19 protein-coding genes and 1 tRNA gene are annotated in these 16,477 nt (G+C 71.0%); 11 read left to right on the forward strand and 9 right to left on the reverse strand.

Annotation, left to right across the window (positions count from 1 at the left end):
* Positions 1 to 47 precede the first annotated feature (47 nt).
* Positions 48 to 743 (reverse strand): hypothetical protein, encoded by a 696-nt coding sequence (locus OG580_RS06685; protein WP_267042706.1) that lies wholly within the window; start codon positions 741 to 743, stop codon positions 48 to 50.
* A 47-nt stretch (positions 744 to 790) separates the two neighbouring features.
* Between OG580_RS06685 and OG580_RS06690 the strand changes: the two genes are divergently transcribed.
* Positions 791 to 979 (forward strand): DUF5703 family protein, encoded by a 189-nt coding sequence (locus OG580_RS06690; protein ID WP_267042707.1) that lies wholly within the window; start codon positions 791 to 793, stop codon positions 977 to 979.
* A 54-nt stretch (positions 980 to 1,033) separates the two neighbouring features.
* Here the strand turns inward: OG580_RS06690 and OG580_RS36130 are convergent, their stop codons facing one another.
* The 3 genes from OG580_RS36130 to OG580_RS06710 all read right to left on the reverse strand — a co-directional run bounded on the left by OG580_RS36130 (position 1,034) and on the right by OG580_RS06710 (position 3,629).
* Positions 1,034 to 1,786 (reverse strand): chaplin, encoded by a 753-nt coding sequence (locus tag OG580_RS36130; protein ID WP_323182553.1) that lies wholly within the window; start codon positions 1,784 to 1,786, stop codon positions 1,034 to 1,036.
* A 154-nt stretch (positions 1,787 to 1,940) separates the two neighbouring features.
* Positions 1,941 to 2,174, reverse strand: a complete 234-nt coding sequence (gene chpH, locus OG580_RS06705) for a chaplin ChpH (RefSeq protein WP_030218232.1) — start codon at positions 2,172 to 2,174, stop codon at positions 1,941 to 1,943.
* A 129-nt stretch (positions 2,175 to 2,303) separates the two neighbouring features.
* Positions 2,304 to 3,629, reverse strand: coding sequence for a M20/M25/M40 family metallo-hydrolase (locus OG580_RS06710; protein WP_267042708.1), 1,326 nt, complete (start codon positions 3,627 to 3,629; stop codon positions 2,304 to 2,306).
* 210 nt (positions 3,630 to 3,839) lie between these two features.
* Here OG580_RS06710 and OG580_RS06715 point away from each other — a divergent pair.
* Both OG580_RS06715 and OG580_RS06720 read left to right on the forward strand, forming a co-directional pair.
* Positions 3,840 to 3,927 (forward strand) — tRNA-Leu (locus tag OG580_RS06715).
* Positions 3,928 to 3,999: 72 nt separating this feature from the next.
* Positions 4,000 to 4,926: a pseudouridine synthase gene (locus tag OG580_RS06720; RefSeq protein ID WP_267042709.1), complete on the forward strand. Its 927-nt coding sequence runs from the start codon at positions 4,000 to 4,002 to the stop codon at positions 4,924 to 4,926.
* Here the strand turns inward: OG580_RS06720 and OG580_RS06725 are convergent.
* The 4 genes from OG580_RS06725 to OG580_RS06740 form a co-directional block, all read right to left on the reverse strand.
* On the reverse strand, positions 4,910 to 5,539 hold the full coding sequence (locus OG580_RS06725) for an MBL fold metallo-hydrolase (protein ID WP_267042710.1): 630 nt from the start codon (positions 5,537 to 5,539) through the stop codon (positions 4,910 to 4,912). The genes OG580_RS06720 and OG580_RS06725 overlap by 17 nt on opposite strands.
* The gene (locus OG580_RS06730) at positions 5,539 to 6,624 is read right to left on the reverse strand and encodes an S-(hydroxymethyl)mycothiol dehydrogenase (RefSeq protein WP_267042711.1); all 1,086 of its coding nucleotides are present in this window, start codon (positions 6,622 to 6,624) and stop codon (positions 5,539 to 5,541) included. Before OG580_RS06730 ends, OG580_RS06725 begins: the two co-directional genes overlap by 1 nt.
* 122 nt (positions 6,625 to 6,746) lie before the next feature.
* Entirely contained in the window at positions 6,747 to 8,207 is a 1,461-nt protein-coding gene (locus OG580_RS06735; protein WP_267042712.1) for an amino acid permease, read from the reverse strand.
* A 226-nt stretch (positions 8,208 to 8,433) separates the two neighbouring features.
* On the reverse strand, positions 8,434 to 9,135 hold the full coding sequence (locus OG580_RS06740; RefSeq protein WP_267042713.1) for a FadR/GntR family transcriptional regulator: 702 nt from the start codon (positions 9,133 to 9,135) through the stop codon (positions 8,434 to 8,436).
* A 147-nt stretch (positions 9,136 to 9,282) separates the two neighbouring features.
* On the opposite strand from OG580_RS06740, the gene OG580_RS06745 reads away from it, so the two are divergent.
* From OG580_RS06745 to OG580_RS06755, 3 genes are read left to right on the forward strand one after another with little or no spacing between them, the layout of a single operon-like run.
* Positions 9,283 to 9,810: a gluconokinase gene (locus OG580_RS06745; RefSeq protein WP_267042714.1), complete on the forward strand. Its 528-nt coding sequence runs from the start codon at positions 9,283 to 9,285 to the stop codon at positions 9,808 to 9,810.
* A gap of 19 nt (positions 9,811 to 9,829) precedes the next feature.
* Positions 9,830 to 11,227, forward strand: coding sequence for a GntP family permease (locus OG580_RS06750; protein WP_267042715.1), 1,398 nt, complete (start codon positions 9,830 to 9,832; stop codon positions 11,225 to 11,227).
* Positions 11,228 to 11,280: 53 nt separating this feature from the next.
* Entirely contained in the window at positions 11,281 to 11,703 is a 423-nt protein-coding gene (locus tag OG580_RS06755; protein WP_267042716.1) for an ASCH domain-containing protein, read from the forward strand.
* A gap of 94 nt (positions 11,704 to 11,797) precedes the next feature.
* On the opposite strand, the gene OG580_RS06760 is transcribed toward OG580_RS06755, so the two are convergent.
* Positions 11,798 to 13,453: an FAD-binding dehydrogenase gene (locus tag OG580_RS06760; protein ID WP_267042717.1), complete on the reverse strand. Its 1,656-nt coding sequence runs from the start codon at positions 13,451 to 13,453 to the stop codon at positions 11,798 to 11,800.
* A 106-nt stretch (positions 13,454 to 13,559) separates the two neighbouring features.
* Between OG580_RS06760 and OG580_RS06765 the strand changes: the two genes are divergently transcribed.
* From OG580_RS06765 to OG580_RS06785, 5 genes are all read left to right on the forward strand, one after another.
* Positions 13,560 to 14,189, forward strand: a complete 630-nt coding sequence (locus OG580_RS06765) for a TetR/AcrR family transcriptional regulator (protein ID WP_267042718.1) — start codon at positions 13,560 to 13,562, stop codon at positions 14,187 to 14,189.
* Between the two features lie 64 nt (positions 14,190 to 14,253).
* Positions 14,254 to 15,018 carry a glucose 1-dehydrogenase gene (locus OG580_RS06770; protein ID WP_267042719.1) on the forward strand — a complete coding sequence of 255 codons (765 nt, stop codon included), beginning with the start codon at positions 14,254 to 14,256 and terminating at the stop codon, positions 15,016 to 15,018.
* Between the two features lie 27 nt (positions 15,019 to 15,045).
* Positions 15,046 to 15,573 carry an NUDIX hydrolase gene (locus tag OG580_RS06775; protein WP_267042720.1) on the forward strand — a complete coding sequence of 176 codons (528 nt, stop codon included), beginning with the start codon at positions 15,046 to 15,048 and terminating at the stop codon, positions 15,571 to 15,573.
* Positions 15,574 to 15,685: 112 nt separating this feature from the next.
* The gene (locus OG580_RS06780) at positions 15,686 to 16,081 is read left to right on the forward strand and encodes a YidH family protein (RefSeq protein WP_267042721.1); all 396 of its coding nucleotides are present in this window, start codon (positions 15,686 to 15,688) and stop codon (positions 16,079 to 16,081) included.
* Positions 16,082 to 16,088: 7 nt separating this feature from the next.
* Positions 16,089 to 16,457: a DUF202 domain-containing protein gene (locus OG580_RS06785; protein ID WP_267042722.1), complete on the forward strand. Its 369-nt coding sequence runs from the start codon at positions 16,089 to 16,091 to the stop codon at positions 16,455 to 16,457.
* Positions 16,458 to 16,477 lie beyond the last annotated feature (20 nt).

Genomic DNA, 16,477 nt, shown 5'->3' on the forward strand with positions numbered 1-16,477 from the left:
CGGAGGGCCGGGACACCACGCTGGTGTCCCGGCCCTCCGCCGTCTTCTCAGGAGTCGTCGCCCGCGGCCGCGGGCCCGCCCTGCTCGCGCCCGTGGTCGTCCCCGTCGTCGCCCTCGTCGTCCTCGTGGTCGTCGAAGACGGAGCTGACGTCGAAGCGGCAGACGATCCGCTCCGGATCGGCGTGCTCGAAGGGGGCGTCGAGCCACTCCCCCGGTTCCGGGAGCTCCTCGGCGGCGGTGACCCAGAGCGTGGAGTCGCCCTCCTCCAGGCCGAACTCCTTGTGCCGGGAGGCGATCTCGTCGGGTTCGTACTCGCCGAAGAGGACACCGAGCGCGGCGAGGGGGGAGACACCGGCCTTGGCCGCCTCCCCCGCGGCCCCGGTGTCCTCGCCGTCGGCCTCGGCGACGCGCCGGGCCTGGGCGAACAGACGCTGCGGCTCCACCACGGCGTAGTCGCGGCGGATCAGGAGGCTGAGGGCATGGGGTTCCTCGGGTCCGGCGTACGGCGGCAGTCCGTCGTCCGCGCCGGGGATCTCGAAGGGGGTGACCTCGTCGTACCGGTCGTAGAGGAGTTCGTCGTACTCCTCTGCCGCCGCGGCGAGGGCGTTGAAGGCTTCGTAGACGGCCGTGTCGTCGTCCCCCGTGCGGCGTTCGACCGCCGCGAGGTGACGGTCCAGTGCGGCTTTGACCGCCTCGGCGGCGGCACGTACCTCGGCAGCGGTGGGCTGCGCAGCATCAGACATGGGACAGACGCTATCCGTACCGGGCCCGTGCCCGCACAATAGATGCGATGCCGGAATACGAATTTGTCGACGTGTACGTGCCGCGCGGCGTCTCCCGCAAGGAGGCGGCGCGGCTGCTGACCGACCATGCCGAGTACGGACACTGGGAGTTGGACCGTCTGAGCCTGCACCGGGACGGGAGCCGCAGGGTGCGGCTGAAGCGGCGGATCATCCGCCAGATCCGAGCGACCTGGTAGGAGACGAGAAGGGGCCCCGCATCGTGCGGGGCCCCTGTGCGTGGTGCGGTCGGATCAGGCGGCGCTGCGGGCGCGCCGGTAGATCAGCGAACCGGCGAGCAGCAGTCCTGCGCCCGCGGGAACGATCACACCGAGCGGACCGGAACCGGTCTCGGCGAGCTCCTCGACGGCACGCGGCTGCCCGGGGCCGTGGGCTTCGGGGGTGTTCCCTTCGGGGGTGTACGAACCTCCGTCGCCGTTCGGAGTTCCGGGGTTACCCGGAGTGCCCGGAGTTCCGGGGTTACCAGGGGTGCCGGGGTTACCCGGATTCCCAGGGTTGCCGGGGTTGCCGGGGTTACCCGGGTTCCCAGGGTTGCCGGGGTTGCCCGGGTGCGTCGGCTCGATGCCGTTGCCGCAGTCGTTGCCCGCGGCGGCGTTGCCCAGGCCGATGCCCGTGACGCTGTTGCCGCACACGTTCACCGGAACGTCGACCGGCACCTGGACCGTGTTCCCGGAGCCCACGCCGGGAGAGTCGCTCGTGTGCCCGCCGGCGGAGGAACCCCCGCCCGGCTTGCCGGGCTTGGAGGTGTTGGCGCACTTGTTGCCCATCGCCGGGTTCAGCAGCCCGACGACGTTGACGGTGTTTCCGCAGGCGTTCACCGGTACGTGTACCGGGACCTGGACGGTGTTTCCGGACGCGACGCCCGGGGAATTCGTCGCCGTACCGCTCGCACCGGAATCGGCGTGCGCGTAGCCGCCACCGACGGCGGCGAAAACGCCTCCCGCGGCCGCGACGGTGATGAGACCTTTACGCGTGACCTGTCGCATAGCTTGTTCCCTGCCTTTTCGGCTGACGCCTTCTCGGCTTCGAAAGAGGGCCACCGGGTGGCACACCCGGGGCGGAAATGGCCACCGGCCCCGGAGTGCATGGCACGCACTCCGGGGCCGGACCGGCTCACACCCTCACGGGCGAGGCACAACGTCAGGCGTTGACGCAGGTGTTGCCGAAGGCGGGGTTCAGCAGGCCGATCACGGAGACCGTGTTGCCGCACAGGTTCACCGGGACGTGAACCGGAACCTGGACGACGTTGCCCGAGAGCACGCCGGGGGAACCGATGGCGGCACCCTGAGCACCCGCGTCGGCAACGGCCATGCCCGCACCCGCGAGAACGAGACCGCCAGTGGCAGCCGCAGCAGCGACGACCTTCTTGATCATTATTCCTCCTAGTTGCCAAGTGCGATCCCAGCCGCGGACCGCACCACCTGTAACGAGGGGGAATGAAGGGGGCTACGAGCCCCCGAGTTCATTCACTCTTTCCGGTCACATGCGAAAGGGTGGGCGAATTCAGCAGGCGTCGAGGAAACGGTCCAGGACGCGGGCGCCGAACTTCAGGCCGTCGACCGGCACACGCTCGTCCACGCCGTGGAACATGCCGGCGAAGTCGAGCTCGGGCGGCAGCTGGAGCGGAGCGAAGCCGAAGCAGCGGATGCCGAGGTCGTCGAAGGACTTGGCGTCGGTGCCGCCGGACAGCATGTACGGCACGGCGCGGGCGATCGGGTCCTCGGCGCGCAGGGCCAGCTGCATCGCGTCGACCAGGGCGCCGTCGAAGCTGGTCTCCAGGGCCTTGTCGCCGTGCACGTCCTCGCGCTTCACGTTCGGGCCGAGGATCCGGTCGAGATCGGCCAGGAACTCCTGCTCGTACCCGGGCAGGAAGCGGCCGTCGACGTGCGCCGTGGCCTGGCCGGGGATCACGTTCACCTTGTAACCGGCGCCCAGCATGGTCGGGGCGGCCGAGTTGCGGAGGGTCGCGCCGACCATCTTGGCGATGCCGCCGAGCTTGGCGAGCGTGCCGTCCATGTCCTCGGGGTCGAGCGGGGTGCCCAGGGCGTCCGAGAGCTCGTCGAGGAAGGACCGCACGGTCTTGGTGACCCGCACCGGCCACTGGTGGCGGCCGAGGCGGCCGACGGCCTCGCAGAGCTCCGTGATCGCGTTGTCGTCGTTGGTCATCGAGCCGTGGCCGGCCGTGCCCTCGACGGTCAGCCGCATCCAGTGCATGCCCTTCTGGGCCGTCTCGACCAGGTAGAGCCGCAGGTTCTCGTTGACGGTGAAGGAGAAGCCGCCGACCTCGCCGATCGCCTCCGTGACCCCGTCGAAGAGGCCCCGGTGCTTGTCGACCAGGTGCCGGGCGCCGTAGGTGCCGCCGGCCTCCTCGTCGGCGAGGAACGCGAGGACGACGTCGCGCGGGGGCTTGCGGCCGCTGCGCATCCGGTCCCGGACGACCGCGAGGGTCATCGCGTCCATGTCCTTCATGTCGACGGCGCCGCGGCCCCAGACGCAGCCGTCGGCCACCTCGCCCGAGAAGGGGTGGTGGGTCCAGTCCTCGGCGTTGGCCGGGACGACGTCGGTGTGGCCGTGGATGAGCAGGGCCGGGCGGGACGGGTCCTCGCCCTCGATGCGGGCGACGGTGGAGGCCCGCCCCTTGTGCGACTCGATGATCTGCGGCTCGAGTCCGACCTCCGCGAGCTTCTCGGCGATGTACTCGGCCGCCGCCCGCTCGCCCGGGCCGGAGTGGTCGCCGTAGTTGCTGGTGTCGATGCGGATGAGGTCGCGACAGAGGTCGACGACCTCGTCCTCGCCGGTGATGCCCCGCGCCGTGTTCGACTCGCTCACGCTGCTTCCTCCCACTACGTGCCCCACGTGATTGCTGGTGGTCGCCCCCATCCTCCCGCGTCGGCCCCTCGCCGCCCAAGGGCGCCCATCGGCCGACATGCCGCCGTCACACGACGGAGGCCCGGAAGGGGGTGGTGATCGACCCCCTCGAATGTTTGCTATTGTTTTCCTCGTCGGAAGGGCCCAGCGGCCAGGAAGACAAGACACCTTGTCCGGGTGGCGGAATGGCAGACGCGCTAGCTTGAGGTGCTAGTGCCCTTTATCGGGCGTGGGGGTTCAAGTCCCCCCTCGGACACCACACGGAAGTCCCGGTCGAGATCATCTCGACCGGGACTTCTTGCATGAGTACGCGGTGGCACGAGGCGGAGCGGTGAGACGGAGAGCGAAGGCGCCGGCCGCGCCGCTGGCGCAGCGGTACGGGATCGATCCCGTACGGGTGCGGCTGCCGGAGGACCCCGAGGGGGTCTGGTCGACCGTGCGGGACCATCTGCTCGACAGGTACGCGGCGGCCGTCGGGGCCGGGCGGGTCGAGGAGATGCTGCGCGAGGGACGGTTCGTCGGGGTCGACGGACCGGTTGCCGGGGACGAGCCGTACACCGTGGGGCGGTACCTCTGGTTCCACCGTGACTTCCCGGCCGAGGCGCCGGTGCCCTTCGACATCGGGATCGTGCACCGGGACGAGCGGATCCTGGTCGTGGACAAGCCGCACTTCCTGGCCACCATGCCCCGGGGGCGGCACGTCACGGAGACCGCGACGGCCCGGCTGCGGCGGGAGCTCGACCTGCCGCGCCTCCAGCCCGCGCACCGGCTGGACCGGCTGACGGCGGGGCTCGTGCTGTTCGTCGTGCGGGAGGAGGACCGGGGGGCGTACCAGACGCTGTTCCGGGACCGGCTCGTACGGAAGGAGTACGAGGCGGTGGCGCCGCACGATCCGGCGGTGGAACTGCCGGTCACGGTGCGGAGCCGGATCGAGAAGGAGCGCGGGGTGATGGCCGCCCGGGAGGTGCCGGGCGAGCCGAACAGCGAGAGCCGGATCGAGCTGACCGGACACGCGGGAGGCCTTGGGCGCTACCGGCTGGTGCCGGTGACCGGGCGGACCCATCAGCTGCGGGTCCACATGAACGCCCTGGGGCTGCCGATCCTGCACGATCCGGTCTATCCGGTGGTCCGTGAGGACGGGTCGGAGGACTTCGGGCGGCCGCTGCAGCTGCTGGCGCGGACGCTGGAGTTCACCGACCCGGTCACGGGCGATGCGGTGAGGTTCGAGAGCCGGCTGCGGCTCAGTGGCCTCGGTTGATCCATTCCTGGAGGTGAGGGGCCTCGGCGCCGATCGTCGTCGGGGCGCCGTGACCGGTCCGTACCACCGTCTCGGGCGGCAGGGTGAGGAGCTTCTCGCGGATCGAGTCGACGATCGTCGGGAAGTCCGAGAAGGACCGGCCCGTCGCGCCGGGGCCGCCTTGGAAGAGCGTGTCCCCGGTGAAGACCGTGCCCAGGTCGGGGGCGTGGAGGCAGACCGCTCCGGGGGCGTGGCCCGGGGTGTGGAGGACCGTGAGGTCGGTGCCGGCGATGGTGAGGACCTGACCGTCGGCGAGGTCGCCGTCCGGGCTGTGATCGGGGTGGGTCTGCTTCCACAGGGGCTGGTCGGCGGGGTGGAGCAGGATGCGGGCGCCGGTGGCGGCCGCGAGGGCCGGGGCCGCGTCGACGTGGTCGTTGTGGGCGTGGGTGCAGACGATGGCGAGCAGGGCTCGGCCGTCGAGGGCGGCGAGGATCGCCTCGGCGTCGTGGGCGGCGTCGATGACGATCGCCTCGGTGTCGTCGCCGACGATCCAGACGTTGTTGTCGACGTCCCAGGTGCCGCCGTCGAGGCTGAAGGTGCCGGAGGTGACGAGGTGGTCGATGCGGGCGCTCATCACAGCACCACCACCGAGCGGAGGACGTCGCCCTCGTGCATGCGGGCGAAGGCCTTCTCGACCTCGCCGAGGCCGATGGTCTCGGTGACGAAGGCGGCGAGGTCGATGCGGCCCTGCTGGTGGAGGTCGATCAGCATCGGGAAGTCGCGGGAGGGCAGGCAGTCCCCGTACCAGGAGGACTTGAGGGCGCCGCCGCGGCCGAAGACGTCGAGGAGCGGGAGTTCGAGCTTCATCTCGGGCGTGGGGACGCCGACGAGGACGACGGTGCCGGCGAGGTCGCGGGCGTAGAAGGCCTGCTCGTACGTCTCGGGGCGGCCGACGGCCTCGATGACGACGTCGGCTCCGAAGCCGCCGGTGAGCTCGCGGACGGCCTCGACGGCGTCGGTGGAGCGGGAGTTGACGGTGTGGGTGGCGCCCATCCCCTTGGCCGTCTCCAGCTTCCGGTCGTCGATGTCGACGGCGATGATCTTCGCGGCTCCGGCGAGGCGGGAGCCGACGATCGCCGCGTCGCCGACGCCGCCGCAGCCGATGACGGCGACGGTGTCGCCGCGGCCGACGTTCCCGGTGTTGATGGCGGCGCCGATGCCGGCCATGACACCGCAGCCGAGGAGGCCCGCGACCTCGGGGGCGACGGTGGGGTCGACCTTGGTGCACTGTCCCGCGGCGACCAGGGTCTTCTCGGCGAACGCGCCGATGCCGAGCGCCGGGGAGAGCTCCGTACCGTCGAGGAGCGTCATCCTCTGCTTGGCGTTGTGGGTGGCGAAGCAGTACCAGGGGCGGCCGCGCTCGCAGGCACGGCAGGTGCCGCACACCGCACGCCAGTTGAGGATGACGAAGTCGCCGGGGGTCACCTCGGTGACTCCCTCGCCGACCGACTCGACGATTCCGGCGGCCTCGTGGCCGAGCAGGAAGGGGAACTCGTCGTTGATCGCGCCCTGCTTGTAGTGGAGATCGGTGTGGCAGACGCCGCACGCCTGGATCTTCACGACGGCCTCACCGGGGCCGGGATCGGGGATCACGATCGTCTCGACCCGTACCGGTTCGTTCCTGCCGGGGGCGATGACCCCCTGGACGTGCTGCGGCATCGCGAACTTCCCTTCCTCCGACCGGATCTTGTAAGGCTCTTGCGTACCACTATCTCCTGACAAAAGGCGAGTCCCCCGCAGGCCGTGCCTGCGGGGGACTCGCCGTTCCCGTGGGGGGAGGCTCAGTGACGGTGTGTCGAGGCCGTCGTACGGACCCGGCGGCGGACCAGGAACCAGCCGCCGACGAGCGCCGCGGCGATGAGCGGCAGGCAGTTCACGGTGGTGCGGCTGATGCCCTCGTCCATCCACATGAGGACGAGGACGGAGGCGAGGAATACCAGGGTCACGATCTGGGTGTACGGGGCCCAGGGGAGGTTGTAGCCGGGGCGGGTCAGCTTGCCCTGCCGGGCGCTGCGCCAGAAGAGCAGCGAGCAGACCATGATCATGGCCCAGGTGCCGATGATGCCGATCGAGGCGAAGTTGAGGACGAGCTCGAAGGCCTCGCCGGGCATGACGTAGTTGAGCGCGACGCCGAGGACGCCGAAGCCCGCGGTGAGCAGGATGCCGCCGTAGGGGACACCGCCCTTGTTCATGACGCCGGTGAACCGGGGCGCGGAGCCGGAGAGCGACATGGAGCGCAGGATGCGGCCGGTGGAGTACAGGCCCGAGTTGAGGCTGGAGAGGGCGGCGGTGAGGACGACGAGGTTCATCACGCCCGCGGCGCCGGGGATGCCCAGCTTGTCGAAGACGGTGACGAAGGGGCTCTGATCGCCGGAGTACGCGGTGTACGGGAGGATCAGCGCGAGCAGGATCACGGAGCCGACGTAGAAGAGGCCCACGCGCCACATGATCGAGTTGATCGCCTTCGGCATGATCTTCTCGGGGTTCTCGGTCTCGCCTGCGGCGACGCCGCAGAGCTCGACGGAGGCGTAGGCGAAGACGACGCCCTGGATGAGCAGCAGCATCGGCATCATGCCGTTGGGGAAGATGCCGCCGTTGTCGGTGATGTTGGCGAGGCCCGGGGTGTGGCCGCCGACGTCGTGCGAGGTGACGACGAGGAAGATGCCGATCAGCATGAAGGCGACGAGGGCGCCGACCTTGATGATCGCGAACCAGAACTCCATCTCGCCGAAGTACTTCACGGAGATGAGGTTGGCGGCGAGGACGACCGCGAGGGCGATCAGGGCGAGGACCCACTGCGGGACGTCGCTGAACATGGCCCAGAAGTGGGCGTAGGTCGCGGCCGCGGTGATGTCGGCGACGGCGGTGGTCGACCAGTTGAGGAAGTAGAGCCAGCCGGCCGTGTAGGCGCCCTTCTCGCCCATGAACTCACGGGCGTAGGAGACGAAGGCGCCGGACGAGGGGCGGTAGAGCACCAGCTCGCCCAAGGCCCGCACCACGAGGAAGGCGAACACGCCGCAGACGGCGTAGGCGATGAAGAGGGAGGGGCCCGCCTGGGCCATCCGGCCTCCGGCGCCCAGGAAGAGGCCGGTGCCGATGGCGCCGCCGATGGCGATCATGTTGATGTGCCGGGACTTGAGGTCCTTGCGGTATCCGGCGTCGCCTGCGTCGACGTGGGGGGTTGCGGCCGGGCTCGCCGGAACGGCGGACAGCGGCTCGGCCGCGGTGACGCGGTCACTCATGGAGTTGTTCGCCTTCGTGAGGGGGCTGTGCTGTGCGGTACCCGACCGTGCCTGGCGGGGTCTCCCCGGCACGGTCAGCGCACATCCTCACGGCAGGAGGGACGGCTGGCAGTGGCGCATGTCACTGAACGCCCGTATTTGAGCTAGTTCAGAGCTTGGCGGGCCTAGGGGGTGTCTTGTCGATCAGGCCGGATCAGGGAGCAGGGCCTGATCGGCAAGACACCCCCTAGGGCGCGAGGACGTCCAGTTCCCGGAGGGCGCCGACCGCGATCCGGCGGGTGAGCTCCTCCGCGCGGGACGCGTCCCGTTCGCGTACCGCCTCGGCGACCTGGACGTGGAGGGTGACGGCGGCCGGGTCCGGGTCCTCGAACATCACCTGGTGGTGGGTGCGGCCGGTGAGCACCTCGGCGACGACGTCGCCGAGGCGGGCGAACATCTCGTTCCCCGAGGCGTTGAGGACGACCCGGTGGAAGGCGATGTCGTGGACCAGGTACTCCTCCAGGCGCCGGCCGCGCGAGGTGGCGACCATGCCGAGGGCCTGCTCGGTGAGCTCGCGGCACTGTTCGGGGGTGGCGTGCAGCGCGGCGAGGCCGGCGGCGACGGGTTCGACGGCCGAGCGCAGCACGGTGAGGGAGCGGAGCTGGCGGGGACGGTCGGCGCCGGCGAGCCGCCAGCGGATGACCTGGGGGTCGTACACGTTCCAGCTCGCGGTGGGGAGCACGGTCACGCCGACGCGGCGGCGGGACTCGACGAGGTGCATGGACTCCAGGACGCGTACGACCTCGCGGACCACGGTCCTGGAGACGTCGAAGCGCTGGGCGAGCTCGTCGGTGCGCAGCACGGTGCCCGGCGGGTACTCCCCCGCGGTGATCGCGAGACCCAGGGTGGCGAGGACGTGCGAATGAAGCCCCTGGGCCGGTGTCGTCATGGTGGCAAGCCTATGCGCGCCCGCGGGGATGATCACCTCGGGAATTAAAAGTACGACTTTTTCGTCACAGCCTCTTGAATACGTCGTACCCAATGGGTTTCATGGGCGCGACGGATCGATGTCGAAGAAGACAGCGAGGCACCACCCATGAGCACCACCCCCCAGCCCAGGACGAGGACAGTCGTCGTCGTGATGGGCGTCGCCGGGACCGGCAAGACCACCATCGGTCCGCTGGTCGCCGAGGCGCTGGACCTCCCCTACGCGGAGGGCGACGACTTCCACCCGGCGGCGAACGTGGCCAAGATGTCGGCCGGCGTCCCCCTGGACGACACCGACCGGGAGCCGTGGCTCGACGCCATCGGGGCGTGGGCGCACGACCGGGCCGGGCGCGGCGGGGTGGTCAGCAGCTCCGCGCTGAAGCGGGCGTACCGGGACCGGCTGCGCGCCGCGGCCCCGGGTGTGGTCTTCCTCCATCTGACCGGCGACCGGGAGCTGATCGAGCGGCGGATGGGGGCCCGCGAGGGCCACTTCATGCCGACGGCGCTCCTGGACTCCCAGTTCGCCACCCTGCAGCCGCTGCGGGAGGACGAGGCCGGCGTCGCCGTCGACGTCTCCGGCACCCCCGAAGAAATCGCCGCCCGGGCCGTCGCCGCGCTCCGCCGGCTCACCCACTGACCCCCGAGGACCCCACACCGTGACCAGTCTCAGCGTCGAGATCCTGGCAGCGGACGCCGCCGAACCCATCACCTCGGCAGGCAACGCCCAGCTCGGCATCGCCGTACTCGCCGGCATCGCCCTCATCGTCGTGCTCATCACCAGGTACAAGCTCCACGCGTTCCTGGCGCTGACCATCGGCTCGCTCGCGCTCGGCGCGTTCGCCGGAGCGCCGCTCGCGGACACCATCAAGTCCTTCACCACCGGTCTCGGCAACACCGTCGCCGGTGTGGGCGTGCTGATCGCCCTCGGCGCGATCCTCGGCAAGCTCCTCGCCGACTCGGGCGGCGCCGACCAGATCGTCGACACGATCCTGGCGCGGGCGAGCGGCCGGGCCATGCCCTGGGCGATGGTCCTCATCGCCTCCGTGATCGGCCTGCCGCTCTTCTTCGAGGTCGGCATCGTGCTGCTGATCCCGGTCGTCCTGCTCGTCGCCAAGCGCGGCAACTACTCCCTGATGCGGATCGGCATCCCGGCCCTGGCCGGTCTCTCCGTGATGCACGGGCTCATCCCGCCGCACCCCGGTCCGCTCGTCGCGATCGACGCGCTCGGCGCGAACCTGGGCGTCACCCTCGCGCTCGGTCTCGTCGTCGCCATTCCGACCGTGATCATCGCCGGTCCGCTGTTCTCCCGGTACGCCGCCCGCTGGGTGGACATCCCGGTCCCCGAGAACATGGTCCCGGTCCGACCCTCCGAGGACCTGGAGAAGCGTCCCGGCTTCGGCGCCACCGTGGCGACCGTCCTGCTGCCGGTCGTCCTGATGCTGGTCAAGGCGCTCGTCGACATCGTCGTCGACGACCCGGAGAACGGTGTCCAGAAGGTCACCGACGTCATCGGCTCGCCGCTGATCGCGCTCCTCGCCGCCGTCATAGTCGGCATGTTCACGCTGGGCCGGGCGGCCGGCTTCACCAAGGAGCGACTGTCCTCGACCGTCGAGAAGTCGCTCGCCCCGATCGCGGGTGTGCTGCTGATCGTCGGCGCGGGTGGCGGCTTCAAGCAGACCCTGATCGACATCGGCGTCGGCCAGATGATCCTCGAATTCTCCGAGAGCTGGTCCATCCCGGCGCTGCTGCTCGCCTGGCTGATCGCGGTGGCGATCCGGCTCGCGACCGGATCCGCGACGGTGGCGACGATCTCGGCGGCGGGGCTCGTGGCTCCGCTGGCGGAGGGCATGTCGACGAGCGAGACGGCGCTGCTGGTGCTCGCGATCGGTGCGGGGTCGCTCTTCTTCAGCCATGTCAACGACGCCGGGTTCTGGCTGGTGAAGGAGTACTTCGGGATGAACGTCGGCCAGACGATCAAGACCTGGTCGGTGATGGAGACGATCATCTCGGTCGTGGGCATCGTGTTCGTGCTGCTGCTGTCACTGGTGTTGTGACCCGAGCGTGTGTACGGCCGTGAGGGCCGGTCATGGCTGACAGACTGTCGGCCATGACCGGCCCTCACGCACTCAAGCCCTTCCTGCTCGCCTACCCCGGCCCCCTGCGGGACCTTCTCGTCGCCGCAGTGCTCGCCGGCGAGAAGGTCTCCACGACCGGCCTCCTGGTGGAGTGGCAGGTCGAGAACGAGGACCTGCCGGAGGTCGGCGAGCGCTCGGCCCTCATCGACTCGGACGGGCGCGAGGTCGCGGTCGTGGAGGTGACGGAGGTCCGGGTCCTGCCCCTCGGCGAGGTCGGCCTCCGGCACGCGCTCGACGAGGGCGAGGGGCACACGACGGTCGCGGAGTGGCGGTCGGCCCATGAGCGCTTCTGGCACAGCGAGGAGATGCGCGAGGGGCTCGGCGACCCGGAGTTCGTGGTGGACGACGGGACGATGGTGGTCGCGGAGCGGTTCCGGGTGGTGGAGACGCTGTAGCTGCAGAGGGGCTGCGCGGGTCGGTTCGAGTGGTGGAGACGCTGCAGAGGGGCGGCGCGGGCCGGGGTTCGGGTGGGCGCGCCGCCCCGGGGTGTCAGCCGGTCGCCTGCGCCGCTGCCCGGCCCGCCGCCCGGCCCGAGAAGATGCAGCCGCCGAGGAAGGTGCCTTCGAGGGAGCGGTAGCCGTGGACTCCGCCACCGCCGAAGCCGGCCGCCTCGCCCGCCGCGTACACGCCCTCCAGCGGTTCCCCGCTCTCCGTCAGAACCCGGGAGGAGAGGTCCGTCTCCAGCCCGCCGAGTGACTTGCGGGTGAGGATGTTGAGGCGGACGGCGATCAGCGGGCCCGCCTTGGGGTCGAGGATGCGGTGCGGGGCCGCCGTACGGATGAGCTTGTCGCCCAGGTACTTGCGGGCGCCCCGGATCGCCGTGACCTGGAGGTCCTTCGTGAAGGGGTTGGCGATCTCGCGGTCGCGGGCGGTGATCTCCCGGCGGAGGGCCTCCTCGTCGATGAGCGGCTCCTCGGTGAGCGCGTTCATGCCGCGGACGAGCGCGGAGAGGTCGTTCTCGACGACGAAGTCGACGCCCCGGTCCATGAAGGCCTGGACCGGTGCGGGGACGTCGGCGCGGGCGCGGCCGATCACGTCGCGGACGGACTTGCCGGTGAGGTCGGGGTTCTGTTCGGAGCCGGAGAGGGCGAACTCCTTGCCGATGATCCGCTTGTCGAGGACGAACCAGGTGTGGTCGTGGCCGGTCCGCATGATGTGTTCGAGCGTGCCGAGGGTGTCGAAGCCGGGGAAGAGCGGGACGGGCAGGCGCTTGCCGGTCGCGTCGAGCCAGAGCGAGGACGGGCCGGGCAGGATGCGGATGCCGTGCCGGGCCCAGATCGGGTTCCAGTTCTCGATGCCCTCGGTGTAGTGCCACATCCGGTCCCGGTTGATGTGGTGAGCGCCGGCCTTCTCCGCGACGCCGAGCATCAGGCCGTCGACGTGGGCGGGGACGCCGGAGAGCATCCTGGCGGGCGGGGTGCCGAGGCGGGCGGGCCACTGCTCGCGTACGAGGTCGTGGTTGCCGCCGATGCCGCCGGAGGTGACGATCACGGCCTGGGCCCGCAGTTCGAAGGTGCCGGTGGGCGTGCGGGTGCTGGCCGTCCCCCGCTCGGCGGTGGAGGGTTCCAGGATCTCGCCCGTGACGGTGTCGACGGCTCCGGCGGTGCGGCCGAGGGCGGTGACGCGGTGACGGAAGCGGAGCTGGACGAGGCCGCGGGCGACGCCCTCGCGCACACGCTGCTCGAAGGGGGCGACGAGGCCCGGGCCCGTACCCCAGGTGATGTGGAAACGGGGTACGGAGTTGCCGTGGCCGTTGGCGTCGTATCCGCCGCGCTCGGCCCAGCCGACGACCGGGAAGAACCGGACCCCGCGCGCGTGGAGCCAGGAGCGCTTCTCGCCGGCGGCGAAGTCGACGTACGCCTCGGCCCACTTCCTCGGCCAGTGGTCCTCGGTCCGGTCGAAGCCGGCGGTGCCGTACCAGTCCTGGAGGGCGAGGGCGTGGCTGTCCTTGACGCGCATCCGGCGCTGCTCGGGCGAGTCGACGAGGAAGAGGCCGCCGAAGGACCAGTGGGCCTGGCCGCCGAGCGACTGCTCGGGCTCCTGGTCGAGGAGGATCACGGTACGGCCGGCTTCGACCAGCTCGGCGGTGGCGACGAGCCCGGCGAGGCCGGCCCCGATCACGATCACATCAGCGTCGTAGGACATGGGTCGCATCTTGGATACACGGATGTATCGAGTCAACTGTTTCGCCACTCCCCTCTTGTCTCCCCCGCCCCTCCCGCTTTCTAATGTCGGGCATTAATATGTTCGTATGGCAAGGACGTCGGGGCCCGAGACCCGGGACAAACTGATCCGTGCGGCGGAGGAGCTCTTCGCCGCCCAGGGCGTCGACGGCGCGCAGCTGCGGGACGTCGTGGCACTGGCCGGGCAGGCCAACCCCTCCGCGGTGCAGTACCACTTCGGCTCACGCGCCGGGCTGCTCGACGCGGTCATGGCCGGCCGCCAGGCCCGTACGCGCGAGGTGCTCGCACCGCTGCTCGACGCGGCCGGCGACGACCTGAAGGAGCTCGTCGCCGCCCTCGTCACGGCCGAGGCGAGCGAGTTGCGCACCGACCGGGGCCGCCGCTGTCTGCGGATCTCCGCGCAGCTCAGCCACGAGAGCGGGATCCGCACCCGCACCCCGCACCCCACGCTCGCCGGCACCGTCTACTGGCACCTGATCGAGCGGCTGGCGGACCGCCTCGCCGCCGGCGGCCTGCCCGAGCCCCTGCTCCTGGAGCGCCTCGATCTGACGCTGACCGTGGTGGGCGCGGCCATGGCGGACCGGGCCCGGCAGTACCTCGACGGCGCCGAACCCCTCACCGGCGAGGCCCTCTTCCTCGCCGACCTGGTCGAGATGACCACCGCGCTTCTCCGGGCCGCACAGCCCCGGAGCGTCTGAGAAAAGCACCCTGCTGCACGGCACCCGCCCGGACAGCACCCGCAGACCCCGAAGGGACCCCCTCATGAACGACCTCACCGGCAAGACCGTGCTCATCACCGGCGGCGCGCGCGGCCTGGGCGCCGAGGCCGCCCGGCAGGCCGTGTCCGCCGGGGCCAACGTCGTGATCACCGACGTGCTGGACGAGGACGGCAAGGCGACCGCCGACGCGCTCGGCGAGCGGGCGCGCTTCCTCCACCACGACGTGACCTCCGAGGAGGGCTGGGCGGCGGCCGTCGCGTACGCCGTGGCGGAGTTCGGCGGCCTGCACGGCCTGGTGAACAACGCGGGCATCTCCACCGGCGCCTTCCTGGAGACCGAGTCCGTCGAGCACTTCCGCAAGGTCCTGGACATCAACCTGACCGGTGTCTTCATCGGCATGAAGGCCGCGATCCCCGCGATGAAGGAGGCGGGTGGCGGTTCGATCGTCAACATCTCCTCGGCCGCGGGCCTGATGGGCCTGGCCCTGACCGCCGGCTACGGCGCCTCCAAGTGGGGCGTGCGCGGGCTGACGAAGATCGGTGCGGTGGAGCTCGGCACGGCGAGGATCCGGGTCAACTCCGTCCACCCGGGCATGACGTACACCCCGATGACGGCCTCCGTCGGCATCGAGCGCGGCGAGGGCAAGTACCCGAACACGCCGATGGGCCGGGTCGGCGAGGCCGACGAGATCGCGGGCGCGGTCGTCTTCCTGCTGTCGGACGCCGCCTCGTACGTGACGGGTGCGGAGCTGGCCGTGGACGGCGGCTGGACCACCGGTCCGACGGTCAAGTACGTCATGGGGCAGTGACCGCGGCGGACTGCTTGGATGGCGGTCATGAGTGCCGCTGAAGAGATCCACGACGTCGTCGACGAGCACGACCGGGTGATCGGCCAGGCCCCACGCGGTGAGGTGTACGCGCGGGGCCTGATCCATCGCTGCGTCTTCGTCCGGGTCCGGGACGCCGAGGGCCGGACCTTCGTCCATCGCAGGACCGCGGACAAGCTGCTCTTCCCCTCCCTGTACGACCTGTTCGTCGGCGGGGTCCTCGGCGCGGGCGAGTCCTACGACGAGGCCGCCCTCCGCGAGGCCGAGGAGGAGCTGGGGGTCTCCGGACTGCCCCGGCCCGAGCCGGTGCTGAAGTTCCTGTACGACTCCGGGGGCGTGGCCGGGAAGTGGTGGTCGGCGGTGTACGAGGTCCGCTGCGACCTGCCGGTGAACCCGCAGGCGGAGGAGGTCGCCTGGCACGACTTCCTGACGGAGGAGGAGCTGGCCGCCCGGCTCGGCGAGTGGGAGTGGGTGCCTGACGGCTTGGCCGCGTACGAGCTGCTGCGGGCGCACGGGACGGATGGCGCGAGCGGGTGACGGAGGCGGGTGACGGAGGAGACGACGGAGGCGGGCGACGGGTGTCGGGCGGGTGACGGAGGCGGGCGAGGGGTGCCGGGCAGGGCGAACATCCGACCGCTAGGGTGCACGTGTGAGCGATTTCGTGCAGAGCCTGCGGCTGTGGTTCGCGCCGCAGCGGATCCGGGAAGAGGGAGAGACGCCGGACTACCGCTTCTCCCTGGCCAACGAGCGGACCTTCCTGGCCTGGATCCGTACCGCTCTCGCCCTCGTCGCCGGCGGTTTCGCCGTCGACCAGTTCCTGCCGGACCTGCGCTGGGGCGTTCGGATCGGGCTCGCGCTCGCGCTGCTCGCCTCCGGCGTGCTGTGCGCGCTGCGGGCGGTCAACCACTGGGTGCGCTGCGAGCGGGCGATGCGGCGCGGTGAGGACCTGCCCACGTCCCGGTTCCCGGCGGTGCTGAGCCTCGCGGTGGCCGTGGTGGCGCTCGCGATGGTGGTGGTCGTGCTCTTCGGCTGGACGGGTCGGTGACCGGGCGGTGACCGAGGCCCGTGGCGCCGGGGCCGACGGTCGGGAGGCCGGCCGTGCCGGGACCCCCGACCCGGAGGTCCGCGATCCCGGGCTCCAGCCGGAGCGGACGCGGCTCGCGTGGCGGCGTACGACCCTGTCGTGGACGGTCGTGGCGGTCCTCGCCGTGAAACTGGCCCTCCACGACGACACCACGGCGACGGGGCTGACCGCACTCGCGCTGTCGGCACTGGTCTGGATCGGCTTCCTCGCCGTCGCCCACCGCCGGATCCGCTCCCTGAGCACCGCGCGGCCACGCCCCCTCTCCCACCGGGGCGCGCTGCTCGCGGCGGGATGCACGATCGCGCTGGCCGCCTGCGGGGCGGCGATGATCTGGTGACCCGACGGACCTGAACGTCT

The organism is Streptomyces sp. NBC_00094 (assembly GCF_026343125.1).
In the GTDB taxonomy this organism is placed as follows: domain Bacteria; phylum Actinomycetota; class Actinomycetes; order Streptomycetales; family Streptomycetaceae; genus Streptomyces.

Excerpts from the sequence above, each read along its gene's own strand:
- chpH (WP_030218232.1), bottom strand. The coding sequence starts at position 2,174 with ATGATCAAGAAGGTCGTCGCTGCTGCGGCTGCCACTGGCGGTCTCGTT.
- OG580_RS06725 (WP_267042710.1), bottom strand. The coding sequence starts at position 5,539 with ATGAGCGCCCGCATCGACCACCTCGTCACCTCCGGCACCTTCAGCCTC.
- OG580_RS06690 (WP_267042707.1), top strand. The coding sequence starts at position 791 with ATGCCGGAATACGAATTTGTCGACGTGTACGTGCCGCGCGGCGTCTCC.
- OG580_RS06775 (WP_267042720.1), top strand. The coding sequence starts at position 15,046 with ATGAGTGCCGCTGAAGAGATCCACGACGTCGTCGACGAGCACGACCGG.
- OG580_RS06740 (WP_267042713.1), bottom strand. The coding sequence starts at position 9,135 with ATGACGACACCGGCCCAGGGGCTTCATTCGCACGTCCTCGCCACCCTG.
- OG580_RS06685 (WP_267042706.1), bottom strand. The coding sequence starts at position 743 with ATGTCTGATGCTGCGCAGCCCACCGCTGCCGAGGTACGTGCCGCCGCC.
- OG580_RS06745 (WP_267042714.1), top strand. The coding sequence starts at position 9,283 with ATGAGCACCACCCCCCAGCCCAGGACGAGGACAGTCGTCGTCGTGATG.
- OG580_RS06755 (WP_267042716.1), top strand. The coding sequence starts at position 11,281 with ATGACCGGCCCTCACGCACTCAAGCCCTTCCTGCTCGCCTACCCCGGC.
- OG580_RS36130 (WP_323182553.1), bottom strand. The coding sequence starts at position 1,786 with ATGCGACAGGTCACGCGTAAAGGTCTCATCACCGTCGCGGCCGCGGGA.
- OG580_RS06730 (WP_267042711.1), bottom strand. The coding sequence starts at position 6,624 with ATGCCGCAGCACGTCCAGGGGGTCATCGCCCCCGGCAGGAACGAACCG.
- OG580_RS06770 (WP_267042719.1), top strand. The coding sequence starts at position 14,254 with ATGAACGACCTCACCGGCAAGACCGTGCTCATCACCGGCGGCGCGCGC.
- OG580_RS06735 (WP_267042712.1), bottom strand. The coding sequence starts at position 8,207 with ATGAGTGACCGCGTCACCGCGGCCGAGCCGCTGTCCGCCGTTCCGGCG.
- OG580_RS06765 (WP_267042718.1), top strand. The coding sequence starts at position 13,560 with ATGGCAAGGACGTCGGGGCCCGAGACCCGGGACAAACTGATCCGTGCG.
- OG580_RS06760 (WP_267042717.1), bottom strand. The coding sequence starts at position 13,453 with ATGTCCTACGACGCTGATGTGATCGTGATCGGGGCCGGCCTCGCCGGG.